The following is a 21957-nucleotide window of genomic DNA, read 5'->3' as shown; positions in this document are numbered from 1 at the left end:
TCTTTATGGGGCTTATCCGAGGCCCGGTATTATCACCTCTTCATCCCAGGGTTTGACTGTGACCGAGGTTCCATTGAAACGGAAGCGGATCCCTACCGTCACTTCATTGATCCCGTTGACCGTGATCCGGTTATCTTGCATGAAATCCTTTAGCTTCAATGTATATATTGTTTTATTAGTCTCTTTTCTTATCAGATTGATATAGATACCATTTTCGTCGTTGAATCGCAAAACATTGAACTTTGTGTCGAAAGCGGGTAAATATTCCTCTTTACGGGCAACCGGCCTGTACGAAACATTCTCCGAAGAGAATGTTTTCGCAAAGTCGACTGTTGGACTCAGGTTACCGATCTCAATGTCGATCGGAGATGTGCCATCTGCCAGAGCGGCTTCTTCCAGTCCGGTTAGTTCAATGTACATTTTTATGTGTGAGCTACTAAAATAAACGGTATCTTCACTTGAGTTATCCTGAAATATTTCAATGTCCCTGCTTCCAATGTACAGGCTGTCATTAGTGGTGATCAATTCTTTTGTAAAATAGTGAGGGGCTGCAACCAAAGCAGTGTTTAAAGTTGAAGCCTGGTCGATCCGGGTGTCGTTCCGGGAATTTCCCCAGCAAATGATCCGGTATTTGCCTGCCGGGAGATTGAGGGGAGTTCCCTGAACGCGTCTTAAATCGCCCTGATCCAGTCCGATCGTTTGTACTAGTGCTCCGTTTTCGCCATATACATACAGATCCACTTTTTCTATTTTTTCAGGGAATATATCCTTTGTCCCATCTCCGAAGTATCTGAAGACCAGGTTGGTGTCGCAACTAGCCAAATCTTCTTTGATACAACCGGTCATCAGGACAACCCATAATATGATGCTGAAATATATAATTCGTTTCATTTGTTCTGTATGTTGAAATTATTTTGAAATTGGAAATTACTGATCCAGGTCGAATCCCGGAGTGATCGTTTCTTCTGCCCAAGGAGCAATCGTTACATGAACCAATACGTTAAACTGGATATTTTCCAGGTCATTATCGAGCATCGGTATCAGTTCGACCTCCATATTATAGATTGTACCCGGTTTGAAGTCGGCAGCCGTCATTTCAACATCCGGTGCTTTGAAATACTTCACGATGTTGGCGAAGCGTGCCTTGTTGGCCAGCGATGGGTTGAATGCTGTCGTATTGGTAGACTGCATACCTTCTACATTGATATTTGTCAGGTCGAGATGTATTGTCGGTACCACTGATCCCGGGAAGAAGTTGAATGCATAGCTCTTTCCTGTCGCAGGAACCATATTTATTGTTTGATAAGCTCCTCCTGAATAGTTGTTGTAGCTGGCATATGCTGCGGCATCGTTGGGAGTAGGCTGATTGAACAGCCATTTGCCTTCCACGATATTGTTCACGGCTGAAGCATTGCTGTACAGGTCTTCTACATTTGTCGAATCATGATAGGTGTTGAAGAATTTATTCAGGTAGATACCTTTCAGGTCCGCTGTAAAGTCTGTCCAGGTGACTTTGGCTTCTTCTGTTTTTCCTCCGACAAGACGTGTGAATGTAAATTCTTTCTTGTCAGTGAAATAGATCCTGTTAATCTGTATACGGGCAAGGATCGGTTTAATGGTCACATTGGCCGTATAAGTCTGTCCGGAAGTCGGGTCCGGTTCGACCGGTTCGGCGAAGATCGGTGTCAGGTCTTCATCGACGCCGGAATACAATACGCCTGATCCCTGTTGCTGGTCGAGTGTCGTTGTTACCTGGTTGTCTACCACCGCACTACCCGGGTTGCCATAGATGTATACTTTGGATACGGTTTGAGGTACATTGATGAATTTTAAACCAGATCCTTCTCCTGTGCCGGTCAGTTTGCTCCAATCGGAATCGGCTGCAACATCTTTATTTACTGTCTTTGATACAACGACACTGTTGCTGGCATCTGTCAGATTGATAAGTACGCTGTTGACATTTATAGTATCTTTAGTCAGGAAATTTCCGGCTTCTGAGGCTCTTGTTTGGATTCCCGGCATTCCTGCCAATGATACGGAAATGGATTTAGGACCACCCGCATCAGGAACTGGGGATTCATCGTCATTACTACATGCAAATAAAGTGGCTACAGCAAATAAAGCTGTAAATAAATTTCTGAAATTCATAACTCTCTGTTATTAATGATTAATACTCTGTGTGGAAGTCTTTCCCTCCTGTCTGTCATTAGTGGTTTCTTATGCGTTTATGAGGCATAAGAGTGGCTGTACATATAAAAATATATGTAAAATGTTTCTTAATTTATAATACTCTTTTTTGTTTATTTGAGAATATAGATGAGGCTCAGACCAGCTTTGGTGGGACCGAAATAATTCCTGTGGCCGTCTTTTATTTTACTACCACATTGGCCGCAGGGATATTTATCGTAATCCAGATAAGCATAACCAACTCCGATCGTCGCCTCTATGCTAAGGCGCTTATTGAGTATCCAATGATAACCATAGGAAACACCGGCTCCGTAGAGGTTGCCCTGATAACGGTGGTCTTTGAGTCCTAGCATCTTGATGCCGCCAACGTTGTACTCGGCATAATGTGCATGGAGTCCGAAGAAATGTCCGTTGAATCGTTCGCAGGTCCAGTAGCGTAGTTCGGGTTGAACCAGCCAGTGTTTGAGTTTCTTGCTGTCGGAAAATGTCCATGGATTATAATTCCCCGACAGGTCGAGTGTGAATTTATCGGATAGCCCTATTTCAAACCCCAGGTTCGGGGTTGTCGTTGCCCAATATAATGCATTTGTTTTGATTGCATAAGCCGGTAAATGGTTTCTATTATCTTTTACTTGTGCTGCTATGCCACTGACAAATGCATAAATAATGCATATTATCAATATTCCTCTTTTCATCGTACTTTTACTCACAAATTGTTAAACATCCAAGAAGAACCTCCCTTATTGTTTCAGACGCCTTACGCCCTGATTTTTACCCTATGAGATTCTTGCTCTCTTTATGAATGAAACAACTATAATTCAGATAAGTTTTAGAAAGTATGTAGAATAAGAAATTTTGGCATAATATTTACTTTTGATGATACTATTTAAGGTTAAAAGGGTTCGAAGACTACTTCTTCGCCATCCAGCAAACCGGATAATTCGTACGGACTTATAAATAACTGGTCGAAAAAAAGATAATCACCGTTCGGATATTCCATATAAATGGATCCGTAATAATCATCATCCCATTCCCAATAAAACGAGTTGCGAAGTTCTTCAAAGTCTCCCGGAAAATCGCTGAAAGAGCGTACGATCGTTTCTTTGCCGCTACCATCGGAATAGAAGATGAGGCGTTGCGTGCAGGGGTAACCGTTGGAGTCTATATATTCATCATACCATCCGGAACCATTACACAACAGATATTCAGGATTTTCATCAACAGGATCGAACGGTTTATCCTGGCAACTGTTGAATCCGCAAAGGATGGTAAGTAATAAAATAAGACTAAATATGCTTTTCTTTTTCATAACGATTCTCTTTTGTGAAGATACAAAGATAGTTTATGTTTTAATAAAATTAAAATGTAGGCAGATCAGTATAATATATGATAGGATAAATATGTCAAATTTAGAAAGATTTGAACCTACTTTTGGCTTGATCCAAAAGTAGGCAAAAGATCAAGGCTACACCTGCCTCGCTACTTCGCATCCTGCGTTCGCTGTCGCCTCCGAAACTCGCTTCGCTCAAACAGCGGATGCTCCGGGCGCTCTCTCCGGCTGCTGCGTTTAACGCTCGCCAGCTGAGGCCTTTCAAAGGAAGCGGAGCTTCCTCTTAGGATTGCCGATACCGTCTGTTAAAATCGAAAACACCTGTTGTGTTATAAAGGTGTCGGTATCGGCAATCTCCAAAGAACGCTTTGCGTTCTCTGACAGGCCTCAGCGGGTGAGCGTCCGCTCCGTCTTTCCCCGTAGCAGCGAAGCCGGTGCAGCCTTGAACTTTTGGTTACTTTTCTTTCAAGAGAAAAGTAACATTCAATTCTGATAAGTTTTGAACCTTACAACCTTTATTCCGGCAACTCATTTTCCACCGGTTCGCTCCATTCCCCATTGTTTCCAATGATCAGATTGAAGGTGTTTTCCGAGTCATCGGGTTTGGGTGGTGTATATAGAATGCCGGTATAACGGATTACTTTATTAGCGATGGGTAGAATATCAGTCACTGTCCTACAACGCATAACCTGTCCGTCTATGTCGGTTGAGGTAAGTGTGGCAGATATTCTTTTGCTGCCGGATGCTACGAATGTGTAGAAGGAATGAGTCTTTCCGGTTTGTCCTTTATCTTCTGATTTAAATAAATAAGTGAAACTTTGTTCTTCGGAGGAAGCGAGTCCTTCTTTGGTCAGTATATTCAGCTTGGCCGGATAATTTTTTACCGAAATATCGAATTGTTTTATTACATCCGGTACAGGATCAATAGCCTTAAACTCTATCCTGCTTACAATCCGCTCCAGGTCGATATCCATATTCGTTTCTTCTGTCTTTTCTACATTGAAGACTTTTGTGCCATAGAAAGTATCGGATAGCTTGTCGAACGAAAACGTATTTTTCACAAATGAAGACTTCTCCGATTGATGAGCTAAAAAGTAGACCTGATAGTTACCGGCAGGCAATGTGTCATATACAATACTGAAATCATTATCGGTCTCTACATTATATATATGGTGTTTTACCGGTTCCTCCAGGTCGTTTTTATCATAAACCAGATATTCGATTGTCGAGCAGAAGTCCTTTAGTTCTTTATCCGGGTTTTCTTTATCCGGGACTATCGGTTCAGGGAACGCGTTGGACGGCATACTGCGGGTAGAAGGGAACGGAAGTACCTCTTTTTGAAGTTGAACACTGAATTGTACGGGAAATAAATTCTTTACAATTTCAACCTCGTCCGAAGCCGGATCATTACAACCTGCGAGCCAAAACAGGCAGGCAACTGCACATAATTCTTTCTTTTTCATAGCAAAGGAGTTATTAATGATAAAATCTACACAAAGGAAATACTAATTTCGGAATTTAAAAAATATTAAGGAGAGAACTTGCCGGTTATGAGCAGAACTTTTTCTAGATTTGTAGAAAACAGACTCAATGTAATAACCTTAAAATTAAAAAGAAAATGGCACGTCCAGTAACTTTATGTACCCTTCAATGGGGAGATTTACCCCTTGAAACAGTTTGCGAAAAAGCGAAAGCGTTCGGATATGACGGATTGGAACTGGGATTACCCAACCATCTGGATGTTCGTCGTACGGATCAGGCCTATTATGACGGCATAAAAGAACTGCTGGGTAAATATGACCTGAAACTTTATTGTATATCGATCCATCTGATCAGCCAGGCTGTCTGCGATAATATCGACCAGCGGCATAAAGCAGTTCTGCCCGATTGTATCTGGGGAGATGGAGAACCTGAAGGCGTACGCCAGCGTGCAGCCGAATATATGGTACAAACGGCTCATGCCGCTAAAGCATTAGGCATTGATGTGGTTGCCGGATTTACAGGTAGTCCTATCTGGCACTGGCTTTACTCTTTTCCTCCTGTTACGGATCAGATGATTGAAGATGGCTATGCCGATTTTGCCCGCCGTTTCATACCAATTATGGACGAGTATCAGAAGTTGGGTATCCGTTATGGTCTGGAAGTTCATCCGACGGAAATTGCTTTCGATACGTATTCTGCCCGTAAAGCGCTCGAAGCATTGAACAATCATCCGGCCTTCGGTTTCAATTACGACCCGAGCCATATGGGTTATCAGGGCGTCGATTATGTCGATTTTATTTATCACTTCTCCGACCGTATCTTCCATGTACATATGAAAGATGTTTATTGGAGTGATACCCCGAAGCAGATCGGTGTGTTCGGAGGTCATTCCACTTTTGGCGATTCCCGCCGTTATTGGAATTTCCGCAGTATGGGACGCGGTCGGATCGGTTTCGAAGAGATTATCCGTGCTCTGAACGATATCGGTTATCAGGGACCGCTGTCGGTTGAATGGGAAGACAGTGCGATGGACCGCGAACATGGTGCGCGTGAATCCTGCGCCTTTGTTAAACAAGTGGATTTCCAGCCTTCGGGACATGCCTTTGATGCATTCTTCGATAAGAAATAAAAAGGTAACTGACTATTAAACTATGCCGTAGCTGGAGTAGTGACACTACTATGGCAGACCATTGCCATTACGATGACAAGGTAATGCCAATAGCATGGCACAACTGTGCCACTAGGGTGGCACTACCTCTTGTCTGCGGTAAAGCTTTCGTTCGTTACAGGTCATTTATCACCTCATAACTTTTCTTTATAAGCTTCGGATGGATTTTCGCCATAAATAATTAACTTTGCGGTTGGTTGAAAAGTAAAAACTAAAGTATGAAGAAAATTAGAGCCGCCATCGTTGGATATGGCAACATTGGAAAGTATGTGTTAGAGGCCCTGGAAGCTGCTCCCGATTTTGAAGTAGCAGGTGTTGTACGTCGTAATCCGAATGACGTACCAGACGAACTGAAAGCTTATACTGTGACTGACAGTATCACTAAGTTAGATAAAGTAGACGTTGCCGTTTTGGCAACTCCTACCCGTAGCGTAGAATCATTCGCTAAAGAAATTCTTTCATTAGGCATCAATACGGTAGATAGCTTCGATATCCACGGAGGTATCGTAGACCTGCGCCGTTCGCTGGATGCTGTAGCCAAAGCACATAATACGGTTGCCGTTATTTCTGCCGGATGGGATCCGGGAAGCGACTCTGTTGTTCGCGCCTTACTGGAGGCAATGGTTCCGAAAGGAATTACTTATACAAACTTCGGACCGGGTATGAGTATGGGACATACGGTTGCTGTAAAAGCGATCGAAGGTGTGAAAGCCGCTTTGTCAATGACGATCCCGATGGGTACAGGTGTTCACCGCCGCATGGTATATATCGAAGTGAAAGACGGTTATGATTTCAAGCAGGTAGCTGCTGCTATCAAAGCCGATGATTATTTTGCACACGATGAAACGCATGTGATGCAGGTGGAATGCGTAGATAACCTGCTGGATATGGGACACGGTGTGAATCTGGTGCGCAAAGGTGTATCAGGCAAGACACAGAACCAGTTGGTTGAATTTGACATGAAGATCAACAATCCGGCTCTTACTGCACAAATCCTGGTTGCCGTTGCCCGCGCAAGCTTCAAACAAAAGCCGGGTGCTTACACTATGATCGAATTACCGGTGATCGATATGATCTGCGGTGAAAGAGAAGACTTGATCAGACGACTAGTTTAATATAAAAAATATGCTTGATTTTATTACCTGGACGGCTGACCCCGCCATCTTTTCCATTGGTTCACGCGAAATTCGCTGGTATGGACTTGCTTTTGCCATCGGCTTCTGGATTGGTTACACCATCGTGAGCCGGATGTGGAAAAATGAAAAACTTCCTCCTGCATGGATCGATTCCTTGCTTATTTATACTATGGTAGGAACTGTGGTCGGCGCCCGGCTAGGACACTGCCTGTTTTATGATCCCGGATATTATCTGGCTAATCCGATAGAGATATTCAAGGTTTGGGAAGGCGGACTGGCAAGTCATGGCGGTACGTTAGGTATTGTGATCGCCATTTATTTCTATTCCAAACGTGTCTCACATAAAAGTATGCTGTGGACATTCGACAAGCTGGTGGTTCCGACCGGGCTGGTTGCGGCTATGATCCGTCTGGGTAACCTCATGAATCATGAAATATACGGACATCCAACCGATATGCCGTGGGGATTCCGTTTTATCGAGAACTTACATGCTTGGAAAATGGGAGCGGAGCCGATCTTTACGGTACCCAGCCATCCGACACAGTTGTATGAGGCACTGTGTTATCTGGTCACTTTCGGGATATGTATGTGGCTTTATTTTAAAAAGCAAGCCTGGAAACGCGAAGGACTTATTTTCGGGGTCTTTATGATCATCGTATTCGGATCGCGTATCTTCATCGAATTTTTGAAGAACAATCAGGAAGCTTTTGAAGATAATATGATGCTGAATATGGGCCAGTGGCTCAGTATTCCGTTTGTTTTGGCCGGTTGCTGGTTCGTTTGGAGAGCACTGACGAGAAAGCCGAACAATTACGAAGAATTAAAAAGACGAAATTAAAGAGATGTATAAGTTAAAAGAAATAGCAGATAAGGTATATTACGTAGGAGTTAACGACCGTCAGAAGGCCCTCTTCGAAAATATGTGGCCGCTTCCGTATGGTGTTTCCTATAATTCATATTTGATTGTAGACGAAAAGACTGTATTGGTGGATACGGTGGATGTTTGCTACTCTGATATCTTTTTGAAAAAAATAGCAGATGCACTGGACGGACGGACGCTCGACTATCTGGTTGTGAACCATATGGAACCCGATCATGCCGGAAGTATCCGCCTGTTGCGCCAGCAATATCCCGACGTGCAGATCATTGGTAATAAGCAGACATTCGGTATGCTGGACGGCTATCACAATATAACGACCGGACTTTACGAAGTGAAAGAAGGGGATACGCTGAATATCGGCCGTCATCAGCTTTCTTTCTATATGGCTCCGATGGTGCACTGGCCGGAGGTGATGGTGACATACGATTCGACGGACAAGTTGCTGTTCTCAGCTGATGCTTTCGGTACATACGGTACATTGGACGGCGGAGTGATCGATGAGGAAATGAATGTGGATCATTACTGGGAAGAAATGATCCGTTATTATTCCAATATTGTCGGTAAATACGGTAATCCGGTACAGCGTGCTTTACAGAAGCTTTCTGTATTGGGTATCGAAACGATCTGTTCGACTCATGGTCCTGTATGGCGTAAATATGCTAAGAAAGCGGTTGAGATATACGATCGTCTGAGCCGTTATGAAGGAGAAGACGGTGTTGTCGTTATCTATGGAAGCATGTATGGTAATACGGAACAGATGGCGGAAGCGATCGCTTCATCGCTGTCGGCACATGGCGTGAAGAACATTGTGTTGCATAATGTCAGCAAGAGTCCTGCATCCTATATATTGAAAGATGTATTCAAATATAAAGGTATCATCATCGGCAGTCCGACTTACTCGAACAGTTTGTTCCCGGAAGTGGAAGCTATTCTGAGCAAGATCGAAATGCGTGAGGTGAAGAACCGTTTGTATGGTTACTTCGGTTCATTTACCTGGGCCGGTGCTGCGGTAAAACGCCTGACGGCTTTCGGAGAAAAGATGAAATGGGAAACTGTTGGTACTCCTGTTGAACAAAAACAGGGCTTGAAAGCCGATAAGTATGAAGAATGCTGGGCTTTGGGCGAAGCGATGGCGAAACAGCTGACGGCTGACAAGTGATAGTTGACAGTTAAAAAAGGATCTAAAAAAACTATTAATAACCTATCAGTTCCGGTGCGCGGAGGAGGGTGACTATATCTGTCACTTGTCAACTGTCAACTGTCAACTGAAAAAAACGCAAACGTTATGAGACTGATTATTGAACCTGATTACGAGCAACTCTCAAAATGGGCTGCTAATTATGTTGCTGCAAAGATTAAGAAAGCGAATCCGACAGCAGAAAAACCGTTTGTACTGGGATTGCCTACCGGATCATCTCCGCTGGGAATGTACAAGAACCTGATCGAGCTGAATAAACAAGGTGTTATTTCCTTCCAGAATATCATCACTTTCAATATGGATGAATATGTAGGTCTGCCGAAAGATCATCCTGAAAGTTATCATTCTTTCATGTGGAATAACTTCTTCAGCCATGTGGATATCAAACCGGAAAACGTAAATATTCTGAATGGTAACGCTCCTGATCTGGAAGCTGAATGTGCTGCTTATGAAGCAAAAATGAAGGCTGTGGGTGGTGTAGACCTGTTCCTGGGCGGTATCGGTCCTGACGGTCATATCGCATTCAACGAACCGGGTTCTTCTTTGTCTTCACGTACTCGTGTAAAATCATTGACTACAGACACGATCATTGCTAACTCACGTTTCTTCGATAACGACGTGAACAAGGTACCGAAAACTTCTGTAACGGTTGGCGTAGGTACCGTACTGGATGCTAAAGAAGTATTGATCATGGTAAACGGTCATAACAAGGCTCGTGCTTTGCAGCAGGCTGTTGAAGGTTCCATCAACCAGATGTGGACAATCACTGCTTTACAGATGCACCCGAAAGGTATCATCGTGGCTGATGAAGCTGCTTGTGCTGATATCAAAGTAGGTACATACAACTACTTCAAAGATATCGAAAAAGATAATCTTTGTCCTTGTAGCTTGCTGAAGTAAGACCGGATTCTTGCTTTACTATAATAACAAAAAACCGGAAGGTCTTCCCTTCCGGTTTTTTGTTATGTATGTGTTAATTCTCTTTCGACCGGCAATAGTTTTTCCGGAAAAACGTTTATACATTTGTTCCATTCAGGGAACCCGCTAGTATTTATTCATTTAACTCAGAATTGTCTTATGAAGAGATTGTTGTATTTAATCGTTTGTTTGTTAATCTCCGTCCCTTTTATTTATGCCCAGAATCCGGTTGTGATCGGGGTAACGACGGAAGGAAAAGAGTTGACGGCTCGTGGTTTTGAATTTAACGGAAGGGTGCGCGATTATAAGATGGATACTACCGGCACTATTTTTATGGTGAAAATAGGGTATCTGACTAAAAACGAACAATCCTATAAGAACAAAGGTGAATTGGTTGTCTTTGATTTTCAGAAAGGGAGAGAGTTGTGGAGACGAAAAGTGAATTACATGAACGATCAGTTTGCATTGCTTCCCGAAGGTATTTTATTCAATTCGAAAGGAATCAAAAGTTCCTTACTGGATTTGCAGACAGGGACACCGAAATGGAATAAAAAAATTCTTCCTTATATATTGGATCGGGAGGATAATAAATTATGGGCTTATAAAAATGGGGTTTCGAAAAAACTGGAATGTTATGATACGAATACCGGCGAACTTTTGTGGACCCGGGAGGTTCCGCACACCTATGGCTGGAATTATCACGGACTGGTTGATGATTCGACAAGGCTGATTGTTTCTGACGGGTTGCACCTGGTCAATGTGAATAATGGGACAGGTGAAAGTTATCCGATGAAAACCGGAACAACGAACTATACGGGAGCTGTAGCTCTGGGGGCTTTAGGCATACTGACCGGCGCTTTGACCGGCTATGCAGGGATTCCGACCGGAGGTAATACTGTAGTGGAACTGACTTCAAATGTGTTGAGAGATGATTCTCTGTTTTATTTTGCTAACAGGACGCAATTGCTCTGCCTGGATGACGGATTGAAAATGAAATGGGGGTATCCCTTTTCGGAAGATCTGACCTCCCACTCACGGCTGTTTGATTATGGCGACAGGTTGTATATGATTAATTATGGTTCCGGCTACCGTGCGAACTTGCGGGACTTATCCTCTGTTTATGAAAAAAAAATGATGGAGGTCAATATCGGAAGACCTTTCATTGCCTGTTTCGATAAGAATACCGGGAAAAATATATATTTGAATCAACTGACAAAGAAAAAAGACAGGATTGAAGATGCCTGCTTGAAAGAGGAACGTAATACATTGTATTTATTGTTTGATGATGGAATCTCTTTTTGTCAGTTAACCGACAGTTCGGAGATTGAAGTTGCTCCCTGGGATGAGAAGGCCAACGGGAAGTTACAGGGATTTATGGCCAATTCTTTTTATATCGAAAATGCAGATAGTGCTTCTTTTGACCGGATTACGCCATCCGACTCGACGTCTTGTTTCGTTTATAATAACCGGTATGAGATATTTGAAATCAATGAGCGGATGGAGGTTATTCGTACTTATCTGCCCGGAAACCTCTTTTTTTCTGATTTGGAGTGGGATGGTTATTCGATCATTAGTCGGGGAAAAACTCAATATCTAATTGATTTCAACAAAAAGAAAATGGCGGAATTACATATTCCGTTCGATTTGTTTGTGGTAAAGGATAAAGTGTTTACACTGGATGAAGAGAGAACGAAAGTGCTGGAAATAAGCCTGAAAGAGTTATTCCCGGAAAGAAATATAGATTATCCGGTGATATAATAAATAAAAATAGTAGTATTTTAATTTTAGTGTTTATCTTTGGTCTGTCTGGTTTATAGTAATCGACAGGCTGGAAGGTCTGAATCGTTTTTATTCATTGAGATAGTATTTTGTGTTTAATATCTAAAACAATTTAGTAGTATGAAAAAGATCGCTTTATTATTGTTGCTTTTCGTCGCATTTCAGGCAAGTGCACAAGAATTTCATTTTATTCCGAAGATCGGTTTGAACTTTGCCAATATGACAAACTCCGAAGGGGCGAGTATGAAAGCTGGTTTAAATATAGGGGTTGCTGGTGAAGTGATGATGACTAATAATTTTGCTATTGAACCAGGTATTTATTATTCAATGCAGGGATTCAAGGTGAGTGGTACTACAGCAAAATTGAAAAATGATTATCTTAATATTCCTATTCTGCTAAAGGGGTACGTATATGAGGGATTTAATTTGTTTGCCGGACCACAACTGGGCTTTAAAGTATCTTCTAAAGTAAAAGCATCTGATTCAGGTACATCTGTGTCGACAGATGTTTTGAGTGATTGGTTTAGAACTTTTGATTTTTCGTTAGTAGTCGGAGCTGGATATCAAACTTCAATGGGTTTACTGTTTTCTTTGAGTTATAATGTCGGGTTGACAAATACTTTGAATAAAGATAATATTGCTTCTACAATACCGGGAGTATCCTCTTCTGATATTGATGGAAAAAGTCGTAACGGTGTCCTTCAGTTCAATGTAGGTTGGCGTTTCTAAGAGATGTAATATCGGATTCTGCAAACTATATAACGAAATCTGAATATATCCGAATAGAAAAGAATGATATTTTTGTGGTATAAAATTCTATTACCATGAAAAAGATAATAATTAATTTCTTGTTTCTGTTCTTGTCCATACCTTTCGTTTGTGGGCAGGAACAGATCTTACCAGTCCCTTCCCATCGACCCAGTCCGGCACAGCAAAAACAGATTGCCCGTAAATATGGAATGTTCATCCATTTCGGACTGAATACATTCCAGGATCAGGAATGGACGGATGGTTCCAAGCCGGCTTCTTCTTATCGGCCAACGACTGTCGATACCGATCAATGGATCAGGGCGGCAAAGGAGGCCGGCATGAAATATGTCATTCTTACGGCAAAACACCATGAAGGATTCTGTCTGTGGGATAGTAAATATACGGAATATGATGTAGCGAGTTCGGGTAATACCACAAATGTAATTGAATCGATAGCAAAATCCTGTAAGAAATATGATATCGGTCTGGGACTGTACTATTCTTTATGGGACCGTAAGGTGAATGCAGATGTGAAAGATCCTGGTAAAGACGCCGCCTATAATGAATACATGCTTCGCCAATTAGATGAATTGATCGATATTGTGCAGCCGCATACCAATATTGTAGAGTTCTGGTTTGACGGAGGTTGGGAAAAAGAGAATTACCGTTGGCCGGTGAAAGAGATTTATCAGACGATAAAATCGAGACAGCCGGATTGCCAGATCGGTATAAACTGGACGATCGGCTTGCCGGATAATCCCGATGCTCATCCTGTATTGCCGGAAAACCAGCAGGAAGGTTATCCGATCCGTTACTTCCCGAGTGATTTCCGTCTGGGAGATCCCTATCTGCCTGCTGATAATGATCCGAAAGTCTTTACTCATGAAGGAAAAGAGTATTATATGCCGTGGGAATCGACCATTTGTATCAGCGAACGTTGGTTCTATAATACGACCGACAAAAAGTATAAACCTGTTGACGAGTTGGCAAAACTGTACCATCAGTGTACAAAGAATGATAATATCCTTATCCTGAATTGTCCACCTGATCGTAGCGGTAAAATACGGACAAAAGATATCCAGCTATTGAAAGAGTTGCAGGAAAAGATTCAATAAAACACTCTTATATATGGGTAGAGCTGTTAATGATTATACATATCTTTGTTATAAAAATCTAATATTTTGATCTGGGCATTGTAGGCCGTTTGTGCCGGACTATCGGGATTCAGTTCTATGGCTGTCAGGTAATTATTCAGTGCCTGCCGGATATCGCCCATTTTACGATATACATTTCCACGCAGGTAAAATGCTTCATCGTCTGAAGCATTTTTTTTTATGTATTCATCCAACAAACGCAAGGCTTCTTCTGTTTTATTATCGTTGATAAGTTGTCTGATTGTTTCCATATTGAAATAATGTGATATTTTGTGGACAAAGATAATTCTGAAGTGCTTACATACATAATAATCACGGTTTAAAAAACTGTTTTTTTGTTACTGATGTACGGTTACGTTAATTATTTATGTAAGTTTGCACTCGATTTCTAAAAAGTGAAAAGTGATTATGCAAAAGAATCTGGTAATAGTGGAGTCACCTGCCAAGGCAAAAACCATAGAAAAATTCCTCGGGAAAGATTTTAAGGTTATGTCGAGTTACGGTCATATCCGCGATTTGAAAACAAAAGAATTTAGTATCGATATCGAGCACAATTATGCTCCGCAGTACGTGATTCCGGCTGATAAGAAGAAGTTGGTTTCCGAATTGAAATCCGAAGCGAAGGCTGCCGAACAGGTATGGCTGGCATCCGATGAGGACCGCGAAGGAGAAGCTATATCCTGGCATCTGTACGAAGTTCTGGGATTAAAACCGGAAAATACTAAACGTATTGTTTTCCACGAAATTACCAAGAATGCCATTTTGCATGCTATCGAAACACCGCGTGATATCAATATCGACCTGGTGAATGCACAGCAGGCACGTCGTGTATTGGACCGTATCGTGGGTTTTGAACTTTCTCCTATTCTATGGAGGAAAGTGAAACCAGCACTGTCTGCCGGTCGTGTACAGTCGGTTGCTGTCCGCTTGATCGTAGAACGTGAACGTGAGATCAATGAGTTTGTCTCGGAAGCAGCCTATCGTATCATCGCTAATTTTACGCTTCCTGACGGGACAACGATCCTGAAAGCGGAGTTGAGCAAGCGCCTGAAAGATAAAAAAGAGGTAATGGAATTTTTGGAATCCTGCAAATCTGCCTCTTTTAGCATCGACGAGATCACAAAGAAACCAGTAAAGAAATCACCTGCACCTCCTTTCACTACTTCAACATTACAGCAGGAAGCTGCCCGTAAGTTGGGATACTCTGTGTCACAGACCATGATGATCGCACAACGTCTGTATGAATCCGGGTTGATCACTTATATGCGTACCGACTCGGTGAATTTAAGTGACCTGGCGTTAGGAACGTCCAAAGAGGCTATCCTGGAAACTTATGGAGAGAAATATTATAAATTCCGCCAGTATCATACGAAGAGCAAAGGGGCTCAGGAAGCGCACGAAGCTATCCGTCCTACCTATATAAGTAATACGGAGATCAGCGGATCGGCGCAGGAAAAGAAATTATATGAATTGATCCGCAAACGGACGATTGCGTCACAGATGGCGGATGCCGAACTGGAACGTACGACGATTTCCGTTTGTATCAATAATAAGAAAGAAAAGTTTGTAGCTGTAGGTGAGGTGATCACATTCGACGGTTTCCTTCAGGTATACCGTGAAAGCTACGATGATGAAAACGAAAAGGAACAGGAGAATGGTCTGTTGCCGCCGGTAGAATTGCATGAGGTATTGTCGTTGAACGATATCGTAGCAACGGAACGTTTTACTCAGCGTCCGCCGCGTTATACGGAAGCCAGTCTGGTGCGCCGTCTGGAAGAACTGGGTATCGGTCGTCCTTCTACGTATGCTCCTACCATTCAGACGATACAGAATCGCGAATATGTGATCAAAGGCGATAAAGATGGTGTGGAACGTGTTTATAGCGTGATCACCCTTGCAAAAGATAAGATCAAGGAAGTCGATAAGAAAGAAATTGTCGGTGCAGACCGTAACAAGCTGATGCCTACTGATATCGGTACGGTTGTGAACGATTTTCTGATGTCTTATTTCCCGGATGTACTGGATTATAACTTTACAGCCAGTGTGGAAAAGGAATTTGATGCTGTTGCTGAAGGAGATATGGTCTGGACAGAAGCGATCGATAAGTTTTATAAGTTATTCCATCCGATCGTAGAAGAAACAGCCGCCGTGAAAACAGAGCATAAGGTCGGTGAACGTCAGCTGGGCGTAGATCCTAAGAGCGGTAATCCGGTGTTTGTAAAAATCGGCCGGTATGGTCCGGTTGTACAGATTGGTCAGGCTCATCCGGATGACAAAGAGGCTCCTAAACCTCAGTTCGCAACATTAATGAAAGGCCAGTCTATCGAAACGATCACGCTGGAAGAAGCATTGAAATTGTTCGATTTGCCTCGCACGATCGGCGAATATGAAGGTAAAGATATGGTAGCCGCTATCGGTCGTTTCGGACCGTTTATTCGCCATGACGGGAAATTTGTTTCTATACCGAAGGATATGAATCCGCTTTCCATTACGGCCGAGGAAGCGATCGAGTTGATTGATGAAAAGCGTAAGAAGGATGAACAACGTTTTCTGAAGAAGTTTGAGGAAGATCCTGAACTGGAAATATTAAATGGCCGTTATGGTCCTTACATTACTTATAAGAAAGCCAATTACCGGATACCGAAGACGGTTACGAATCCGGAAAAACTGACTTATGAAGAATGTATGAAAATCGTTACCGAAGCTGCAGAAAAGCCTTCGACAACAAAGAAACGAACGACAAAGAAAAAGGCATAATCCGATAGATCATAAAAAACTCCTGTTGATTTCTCAGCAGGAGTTTTTTATATTATATATGTATTGATCAAATTACATTCTTTCCGGAACTTCGATCCCCAGCAACGACATACCAGATTTTACGATCTTGGCTACATTGGCTGACAATACAAGACGGAATTGTTTGATCTCCTGATTTTCTTCACGCAGGATAGAAAAATCATGATAGAACTGGTTGTATTCTTTTACCAGGTCGTAAATGTAGTTGGCGATATAAGCCGGGCTGTATTCTTTGCCTGCTTCTTTCACTGTCACTGCATAGTCGGCGATCATCTGGATCAGACCTTCCTCTTTCTCCGAAATAGGGGTGTTAACCGGTAATTGTTCGGGAAGAACAATTCCTTGTTCGGCAGCTTTGCGCAAAACGGAACGGATACGGGCATATGTGTACTGAATGAACGGACCGGTATTCCCGTTAAAGTCGATAGATTCTTTCGGGTTGAAGGTCATATTCTTACGAGGGTCGACTTTCAGTATAAAATATTTCAGTGAACCTAATCCTACGATGCGGGAAATATTATTCGCTTCATCCGGAGTCATTTCATCCAGTTTTCCTAGTTCCTGAGATATTTCATGAGCCGTGCCGATCATTTCTTCCATCAGGTCGTCTGCATCGACAACAGTACCTTCACGGCTCTTCATTTTTCCTTCCGGGAGTTCTACCATTCCGTAGGAGAAGTGCACCAAGCCTTTACCGAATTCGAAACCTAACTTATCGAGCAGGATGGATAATACCTGGAAATGATAATTTTGTTCGTTTCCTACAACATAGATCATTTTGTTGATCGGGTAATCGTCGAAACGCAGTTTGGCTGTACCGATATCCTGTGTCATATATACGGAAGTACCGTCGGCACGGAGTAGCAGCTTTTCATCCAACCCGTCTTTTGTCAGGTCTGCCCATACCGAACCATCTTCACGGCGGTAGAAAATTCCCTTTTCAAGACCTTCCATTACTTTGCCTTTTCCTTCCAGGTAAGTTTGTGATTCGTAGTATATTTTGTCGAAGTTTACCCCCATCATTTTATAGGTTTCATCAAAACCGGCGTAAACCCAATTATTCATCTTTTCCCATAATGCACGGACTTCGGCATCGCCGGCTTCCCATTTACGAAGCATTTCACGTGCTTCAGCCATAAGCGTAGATTGAGCTTCAGCTTCTTCTTTAGTCAGGCCCTTTGCTTCCAGGTCTTTCAGTTCCTGTTTATAATGCTTGTCGAATAATACATAAAAATCACCGATCAGGTGGTCACCTTTTTTACCGGATGATTCAGGAGTAACACCCTCACCCCATTTCTGCCAGGCGAGCATCGATTTGCAGATATGAATACCACGGTCGTTTACAATATTCGTTTTAACGACTTTGTTCCCGTTTGCCTTCATGATCTCTGCCAAACTGTAACCAAGCAGATTGTTACGTACGTGACCGAGATGCAGGGGTTTGTTTGTGTTAGGAGAAGAATATTCGATCATCACCAACGGAGATTGTTCCGTAACAGGTATGATCCCGTAAGATGGTTGTGCATTGACCGTATTTAACAGGTCGATCCAGCAAGGCCCGGCAACGGTCAGGTTCAGAAAACCTTTGATTACGTTGAACTCAGATACAGCCGGTTCATTTTTCAGCAAATACTCGCCGATTTCCTGGGCTGTCTGTTCCGGTGATTTCTTGGATGTACGAAGAAAAGGGAATACAACCAGGGTAAGATGTCCTTTAAACTCTTTTTTTGTCTTCTGTAACTGAATCTGGGCCTCTGAAACTTCGGCACCGTACAGTTCTTTAATTCCGGCAATGATCGCACCGGTGATCTGCTGTTCAATAACCATATTCTTACTTCTATATATTCTGATTTTATTTTGGATGCAAAGGTACATGATTATTTTTTAAAAACCTGCGTATAGGTATTTTGAATTGACAGGTAGCTTGACCTTTACTATATTCTTTTTTCTGGATAAGCATTTACTTTTTTCATGCGAAAGTCGTTGATTTGTGTACGGTTAGTATGTGTGTTTGGTTAAAATGTCGAGAAAGTTTCGGAAAATGTAAAATACCCGCAACCCTGTTGTGAAATAGGATATATGCTGTATGGGGTGTGTATGATATCAGAAACGGTTATCGCGCAATGATTTATTTGACATTTACGATCTTTGTAATGATATAGAAAAAGTGTTTTTGGGATAATTTATATGCTTAAAGTTACGCCAAAATAAATAGTGGTCGTTAATGATGGGATATAACTTTAGAGTCGGTAGTTTTTATAGAGTAAGAGCCAATAGCACTAGAATTTTACAAAATCTCATGGGAGATCAAAAAGGCTTATTAGATGATGTTGGATAAATGCGGCACATACATAAATTTGGTTTGTCTCTTATTTTTGATTGCTTTTTCATCTTGTGTAGATGAAACAGTCATTAATAAAAGTACAAAAAGTTCTTACCTGTCAATCAGTGGACTCGGACTAAGTGGTACTCACCCGGGTACTGCGGAGGATTATTATGTAAGTTCTTTTCGTGTCCTGGCTTTTGACCATGTGACAAATTTATGTATATCCAATGTTCTGTACTCAGCAGGACAGTTAGTGAATAATACGGTAGAACATCCTATTGATCCGGGAACTTATCGTTTTGTATTTTTGGCAAATGAGCCGACGGAGTCTTTGATTTCATCTGCTTTGGATGCGATTTCTTCATATAGCAACTTAAACAATATAGCTTATCCGGCAAATGCTTTTGCCTCGAATAAGAATATTCCTATGATGCAGGAAATCGAATATGTTAAGGTTTTGACCAAAGGGGCAGGAGCGGAATTGAGTGGTGGTACGATAGTCTCCGAATTGAAACTGAAGTTGAACAGAATGGGAGTTCGTGTTGACGTATTACTGAAGGCTGCAGATGATTTTGAAACAGAATTTAAAGGCGTTACATTCAGTAATATACCCGACAAGGTCGCTCTGACAGATAATTATACAGGTACTATCGAACGCAGTGTGATCCGCCAATTGTTAAGGACTTCCGATGCAAGTTATTTTTCAGATACGACGATTGCCGGCGTTACATGGGCTAAGAAAATTTCCCGTATCATTCTACCTGCTAATGAGCCAGCTTCTTCAACAGATGAGTCGAAAGCTGTTATTTTCACATTGAATATGGAAACGAGGTATAACCCGTCATGTAGGTTGGCTATTAGTTCGGAACCGGATGCAAATTATAGTTTGCCGAAAAATACGAAATTGGATTTTACTGGAACTATAAAGGATTTTTTACTGGTGAATATCATTGCGTCCGACTGGAATTATGATTGGATCGGTTGGGAGATACCAGGGAATAGAATATTGAATGTTTCGGATACAAAGGTGAATATCACAGATTTTAACGGGGCACGAATTTCGTTTAAATCGAATATGCCGTATGTATTTGTGGATGAAAAAGTCGTGGATCGGAGTACCGGTGCTGAATTACAAACCAGTCAGATTTTTAATGTCTTGTCTTATAGGTCTGATGATAGTAATTTGAACAAAAATGAAAGATTCAATTATAATCCTGCGACGGGAGATGGTTATATGGATATTTTACTGGACCAACCCAATGTGGCGGGAACAAAGACCTATACACTCACATTGGTAGGTACGGATAATTATTGGAGTAAAACAAATCTTATAAAAAAGACGATTGATGTCACTGTAAATCAAAATGGAGTACGCTTTGACTTCGGGTCAAAGGCTGAAGGCTATGACTCTTATATCGGTGCTTTTTTCAGAAATAGTGAAAAAGGTGAAAGAGTGATCAGTGGAAACAGGTGGGGTGTAGAGGATGCCTGGACGGCAGAAGTGGATGAAGCAAACGGAGGCCGGGATTTTATAGTATTAAGTACAACTCCCAGTTTTGATCCCTATATAGGAACAGACAATCCGGGTGATCCGGAAAAATATCCGGTTACACCTAATCAATATCAGGGGGAAAGTGGTACTTCCGTGAAAGGGAGAGGACGTATTTATTTCCGGATTGGCATGGCAGAAACAAGGGCCGAAGGAAGTACTCCGAGATATGGGGTCGTGAATGTCACTTATGCTCATGGTAATGCTACTTATACAGCCCAATTATATATTCGTCAGGGTGAAGAGCCTGATTATCTGATGAGAAGAGGAACACAGTCCGGAACTTCCAGTTACGGAGCTAAATTCTCTCCGTATAATTTGACGGTGAGTACTTTTAAAAATACCCCGAATACGACTTTGAAGTATTATGAGATGACTTATAGCAATCTAGCTACTGAAGTCGCCTTTGTAAAATATCCGACTCAGGCCGGAGCTCATTTTCAATGGGGATTACCGATAGCTAATGCAGCTATGGGGCGTCGTGCATATCATCCGACTAATAAGAATCTGGGTAGTGTTTCCCCTTGGAGTGTCACAGGTTGGCCAGGGAATCAATATTTTATCCAGTTATCGGCTTTCTCTTACTGGAGAGCAACGTCGGGTGTGAAATATGAGGAGTATTATGAAGTATGTCCTCCCGGGTATTACCGCCCGACAGACGGTCCGTTGGATCGAAGGGCAGTAAATAGTACGGATGCTCAGGTTTATATGTCGGATTGGAGAATGTCTTTATTCACGTCCCCTATGAAAGGTGATGCGTCATGGAATACAGTAAATCAACCATTTGAATCGGCTAATAAGCCGGTACTGTATACTCCCGGTGTTCTTGCAGAACTCTTATACGGATGTTATGCAGATGGCTTTTTTGACAGGCGTCCCGTTATGGAGAGGAATATGGTTGTGGGAAATAGCAGGGATCCATCCACAGGTAGTGCACCTGCAGGCTCGTCTAAAAAATATAAAGGGGTTAGTTTGGATAATACGGAAGCTGCTTATCTCGGTACATTGTTTTTCAATGCAAGTACCAAAGCTTCTTTATTCTTGCCGTCGGCAGGGAGAAGATGGTATCTGGATGGCAGCTTGGAATATGCTGGTGAAACCGGATATTATTGGGCCTCTTCTGTTGCTCCGGGGTGGACGGATACATCCACTGGAGTACAGAATGGTAATCCTTATGGTAATATGTGGAATTTTGAATTCAATTATGATGCGACAAAACCCATATCTACCAGTCATTTGTTTGGGAATACAATTCGGTGTGTAAAAAAATGAAGAGAAAGTTGATATATAATATAATAAGGTTA

The 21957-nt window shown here is 42.1% G+C and carries 17 protein-coding genes; 10 read left to right on the top strand and 7 right to left on the bottom strand.

The genetic code is table 11. From position 1 onward, the window contains the following. Positions 1–12: 12 nt before the first annotated feature. From DWW23_RS22615 to DWW23_RS22590, 5 genes are all read right to left on the bottom strand, one after another. A complete protein-coding gene (locus tag DWW23_RS22615) occupies positions 13–891 on the bottom strand; it encodes a FimB/Mfa2 family fimbrial subunit (RefSeq protein WP_187576527.1) in 879 nt (292 codons plus the stop codon). A 36-nt stretch (positions 892–927) separates the two neighbouring features. Then, the gene (locus DWW23_RS22610; protein ID WP_122356451.1) at positions 928–2148 is read right to left on the bottom strand and encodes a hypothetical protein; all 1221 of its coding nucleotides are present in this window, start codon (positions 2146–2148) and stop codon (positions 928–930) included. A gap of 152 nt (positions 2149–2300) precedes the next feature. After that, positions 2301–2882, bottom strand: a complete 582-nt coding sequence (locus DWW23_RS22605) for a DUF3575 domain-containing protein (RefSeq protein WP_122356449.1) — start codon at positions 2880–2882, stop codon at positions 2301–2303. A 197-nt stretch (positions 2883–3079) separates the two neighbouring features. Beyond that, the gene (locus tag DWW23_RS22600; RefSeq protein WP_122356447.1) at positions 3080–3496 is read right to left on the bottom strand and encodes a hypothetical protein; all 417 of its coding nucleotides are present in this window, start codon (positions 3494–3496) and stop codon (positions 3080–3082) included. A gap of 536 nt (positions 3497–4032) precedes the next feature. Then, positions 4033–4980, bottom strand: coding sequence for a FimB/Mfa2 family fimbrial subunit (locus DWW23_RS22590; RefSeq protein WP_122356445.1), 948 nt, complete (start codon positions 4978–4980; stop codon positions 4033–4035). 155 nt (positions 4981–5135) lie between these two features. Here DWW23_RS22590 and DWW23_RS22585 point away from each other — a divergent pair, with 155 nt between their 5' ends. The 8 genes from DWW23_RS22585 to DWW23_RS22550 all read left to right on the top strand — a co-directional run bounded on the left by DWW23_RS22585 (position 5136) and on the right by DWW23_RS22550 (position 13943). After that, complete coding sequence (locus DWW23_RS22585) at positions 5136–6128, top strand: sugar phosphate isomerase/epimerase (protein WP_122356443.1); 993 nt, start codon at positions 5136–5138, stop codon at positions 6126–6128. 257 nt (positions 6129–6385) lie between these two features. Continuing rightward, a complete protein-coding gene (locus DWW23_RS22580; RefSeq protein WP_122356441.1) occupies positions 6386–7282 on the top strand; it encodes a diaminopimelate dehydrogenase in 897 nt (298 codons plus the stop codon). A 10-nt stretch (positions 7283–7292) separates the two neighbouring features. Further along, positions 7293–8141 carry a prolipoprotein diacylglyceryl transferase gene (lgt, locus tag DWW23_RS22575; RefSeq protein ID WP_122356439.1) on the top strand — a complete coding sequence of 283 codons (849 nt, stop codon included), beginning with the start codon at positions 7293–7295 and terminating at the stop codon, positions 8139–8141. Positions 8142–8145: 4 nt separating this feature from the next. Further along, positions 8146–9342 (top strand): FprA family A-type flavoprotein, encoded by a 1197-nt coding sequence (locus tag DWW23_RS22570; protein WP_122356437.1) that lies wholly within the window; start codon positions 8146–8148, stop codon positions 9340–9342. A 126-nt stretch (positions 9343–9468) separates the two neighbouring features. Further along, a complete protein-coding gene (gene nagB, locus DWW23_RS22565; RefSeq protein ID WP_122356435.1) occupies positions 9469–10281 on the top strand; it encodes a glucosamine-6-phosphate deaminase in 813 nt (270 codons plus the stop codon). A 177-nt stretch (positions 10282–10458) separates the two neighbouring features. Beyond that, positions 10459–12057, top strand: a complete 1599-nt coding sequence (locus DWW23_RS22560; protein WP_122356433.1) for a PQQ-binding-like beta-propeller repeat protein — start codon at positions 10459–10461, stop codon at positions 12055–12057. A gap of 141 nt (positions 12058–12198) precedes the next feature. Next, positions 12199–12807 carry a porin family protein gene (locus DWW23_RS22555; protein WP_122356431.1) on the top strand — a complete coding sequence of 203 codons (609 nt, stop codon included), beginning with the start codon at positions 12199–12201 and terminating at the stop codon, positions 12805–12807. 95 nt (positions 12808–12902) lie between these two features. After that, positions 12903–13943: an alpha-L-fucosidase gene (locus DWW23_RS22550; protein ID WP_122356429.1), complete on the top strand. Its 1041-nt coding sequence runs from the start codon at positions 12903–12905 to the stop codon at positions 13941–13943. A gap of 26 nt (positions 13944–13969) precedes the next feature. Here DWW23_RS22550 and DWW23_RS22545 read toward each other — a convergent pair whose 3' ends face one another. Beyond that, complete coding sequence (locus DWW23_RS22545; RefSeq protein ID WP_122356427.1) at positions 13970–14233, bottom strand: tetratricopeptide repeat protein; 264 nt, start codon at positions 14231–14233, stop codon at positions 13970–13972. Positions 14234–14390: 157 nt separating this feature from the next. Here DWW23_RS22545 and topA point away from each other — a divergent pair, with 157 nt between their 5' ends. Further along, the gene (topA, locus tag DWW23_RS22540) at positions 14391–16739 is read left to right on the top strand and encodes a type I DNA topoisomerase (RefSeq protein WP_122356425.1); all 2349 of its coding nucleotides are present in this window, start codon (positions 14391–14393) and stop codon (positions 16737–16739) included. A gap of 72 nt (positions 16740–16811) precedes the next feature. Here topA and argS read toward each other — a convergent pair whose 3' ends face one another. Beyond that, complete coding sequence (gene argS / locus DWW23_RS22535; RefSeq protein WP_122356520.1) at positions 16812–18605, bottom strand: arginine--tRNA ligase; 1794 nt, start codon at positions 18603–18605, stop codon at positions 16812–16814. A 497-nt stretch (positions 18606–19102) separates the two neighbouring features. Between argS and DWW23_RS22530 the strand changes: the two genes are divergently transcribed. Next, positions 19103–21925, top strand: coding sequence for a FimB/Mfa2 family fimbrial subunit (locus DWW23_RS22530; protein WP_122356423.1), 2823 nt, complete (start codon positions 19103–19105; stop codon positions 21923–21925). Positions 21926–21957: the final 32 nt, after the last annotated feature.

Origin of the sequence: Parabacteroides sp. AF14-59, from assembly GCF_003479515.1 — a bacterium.
GTDB lineage: Bacteria > Bacteroidota > Bacteroidia > Bacteroidales > Tannerellaceae > Parabacteroides > Parabacteroides faecis.
The sequence above is the reverse complement of the archived record's forward strand: the minus strand, read 5'-3'. Positions and strand labels throughout refer to the sequence as shown.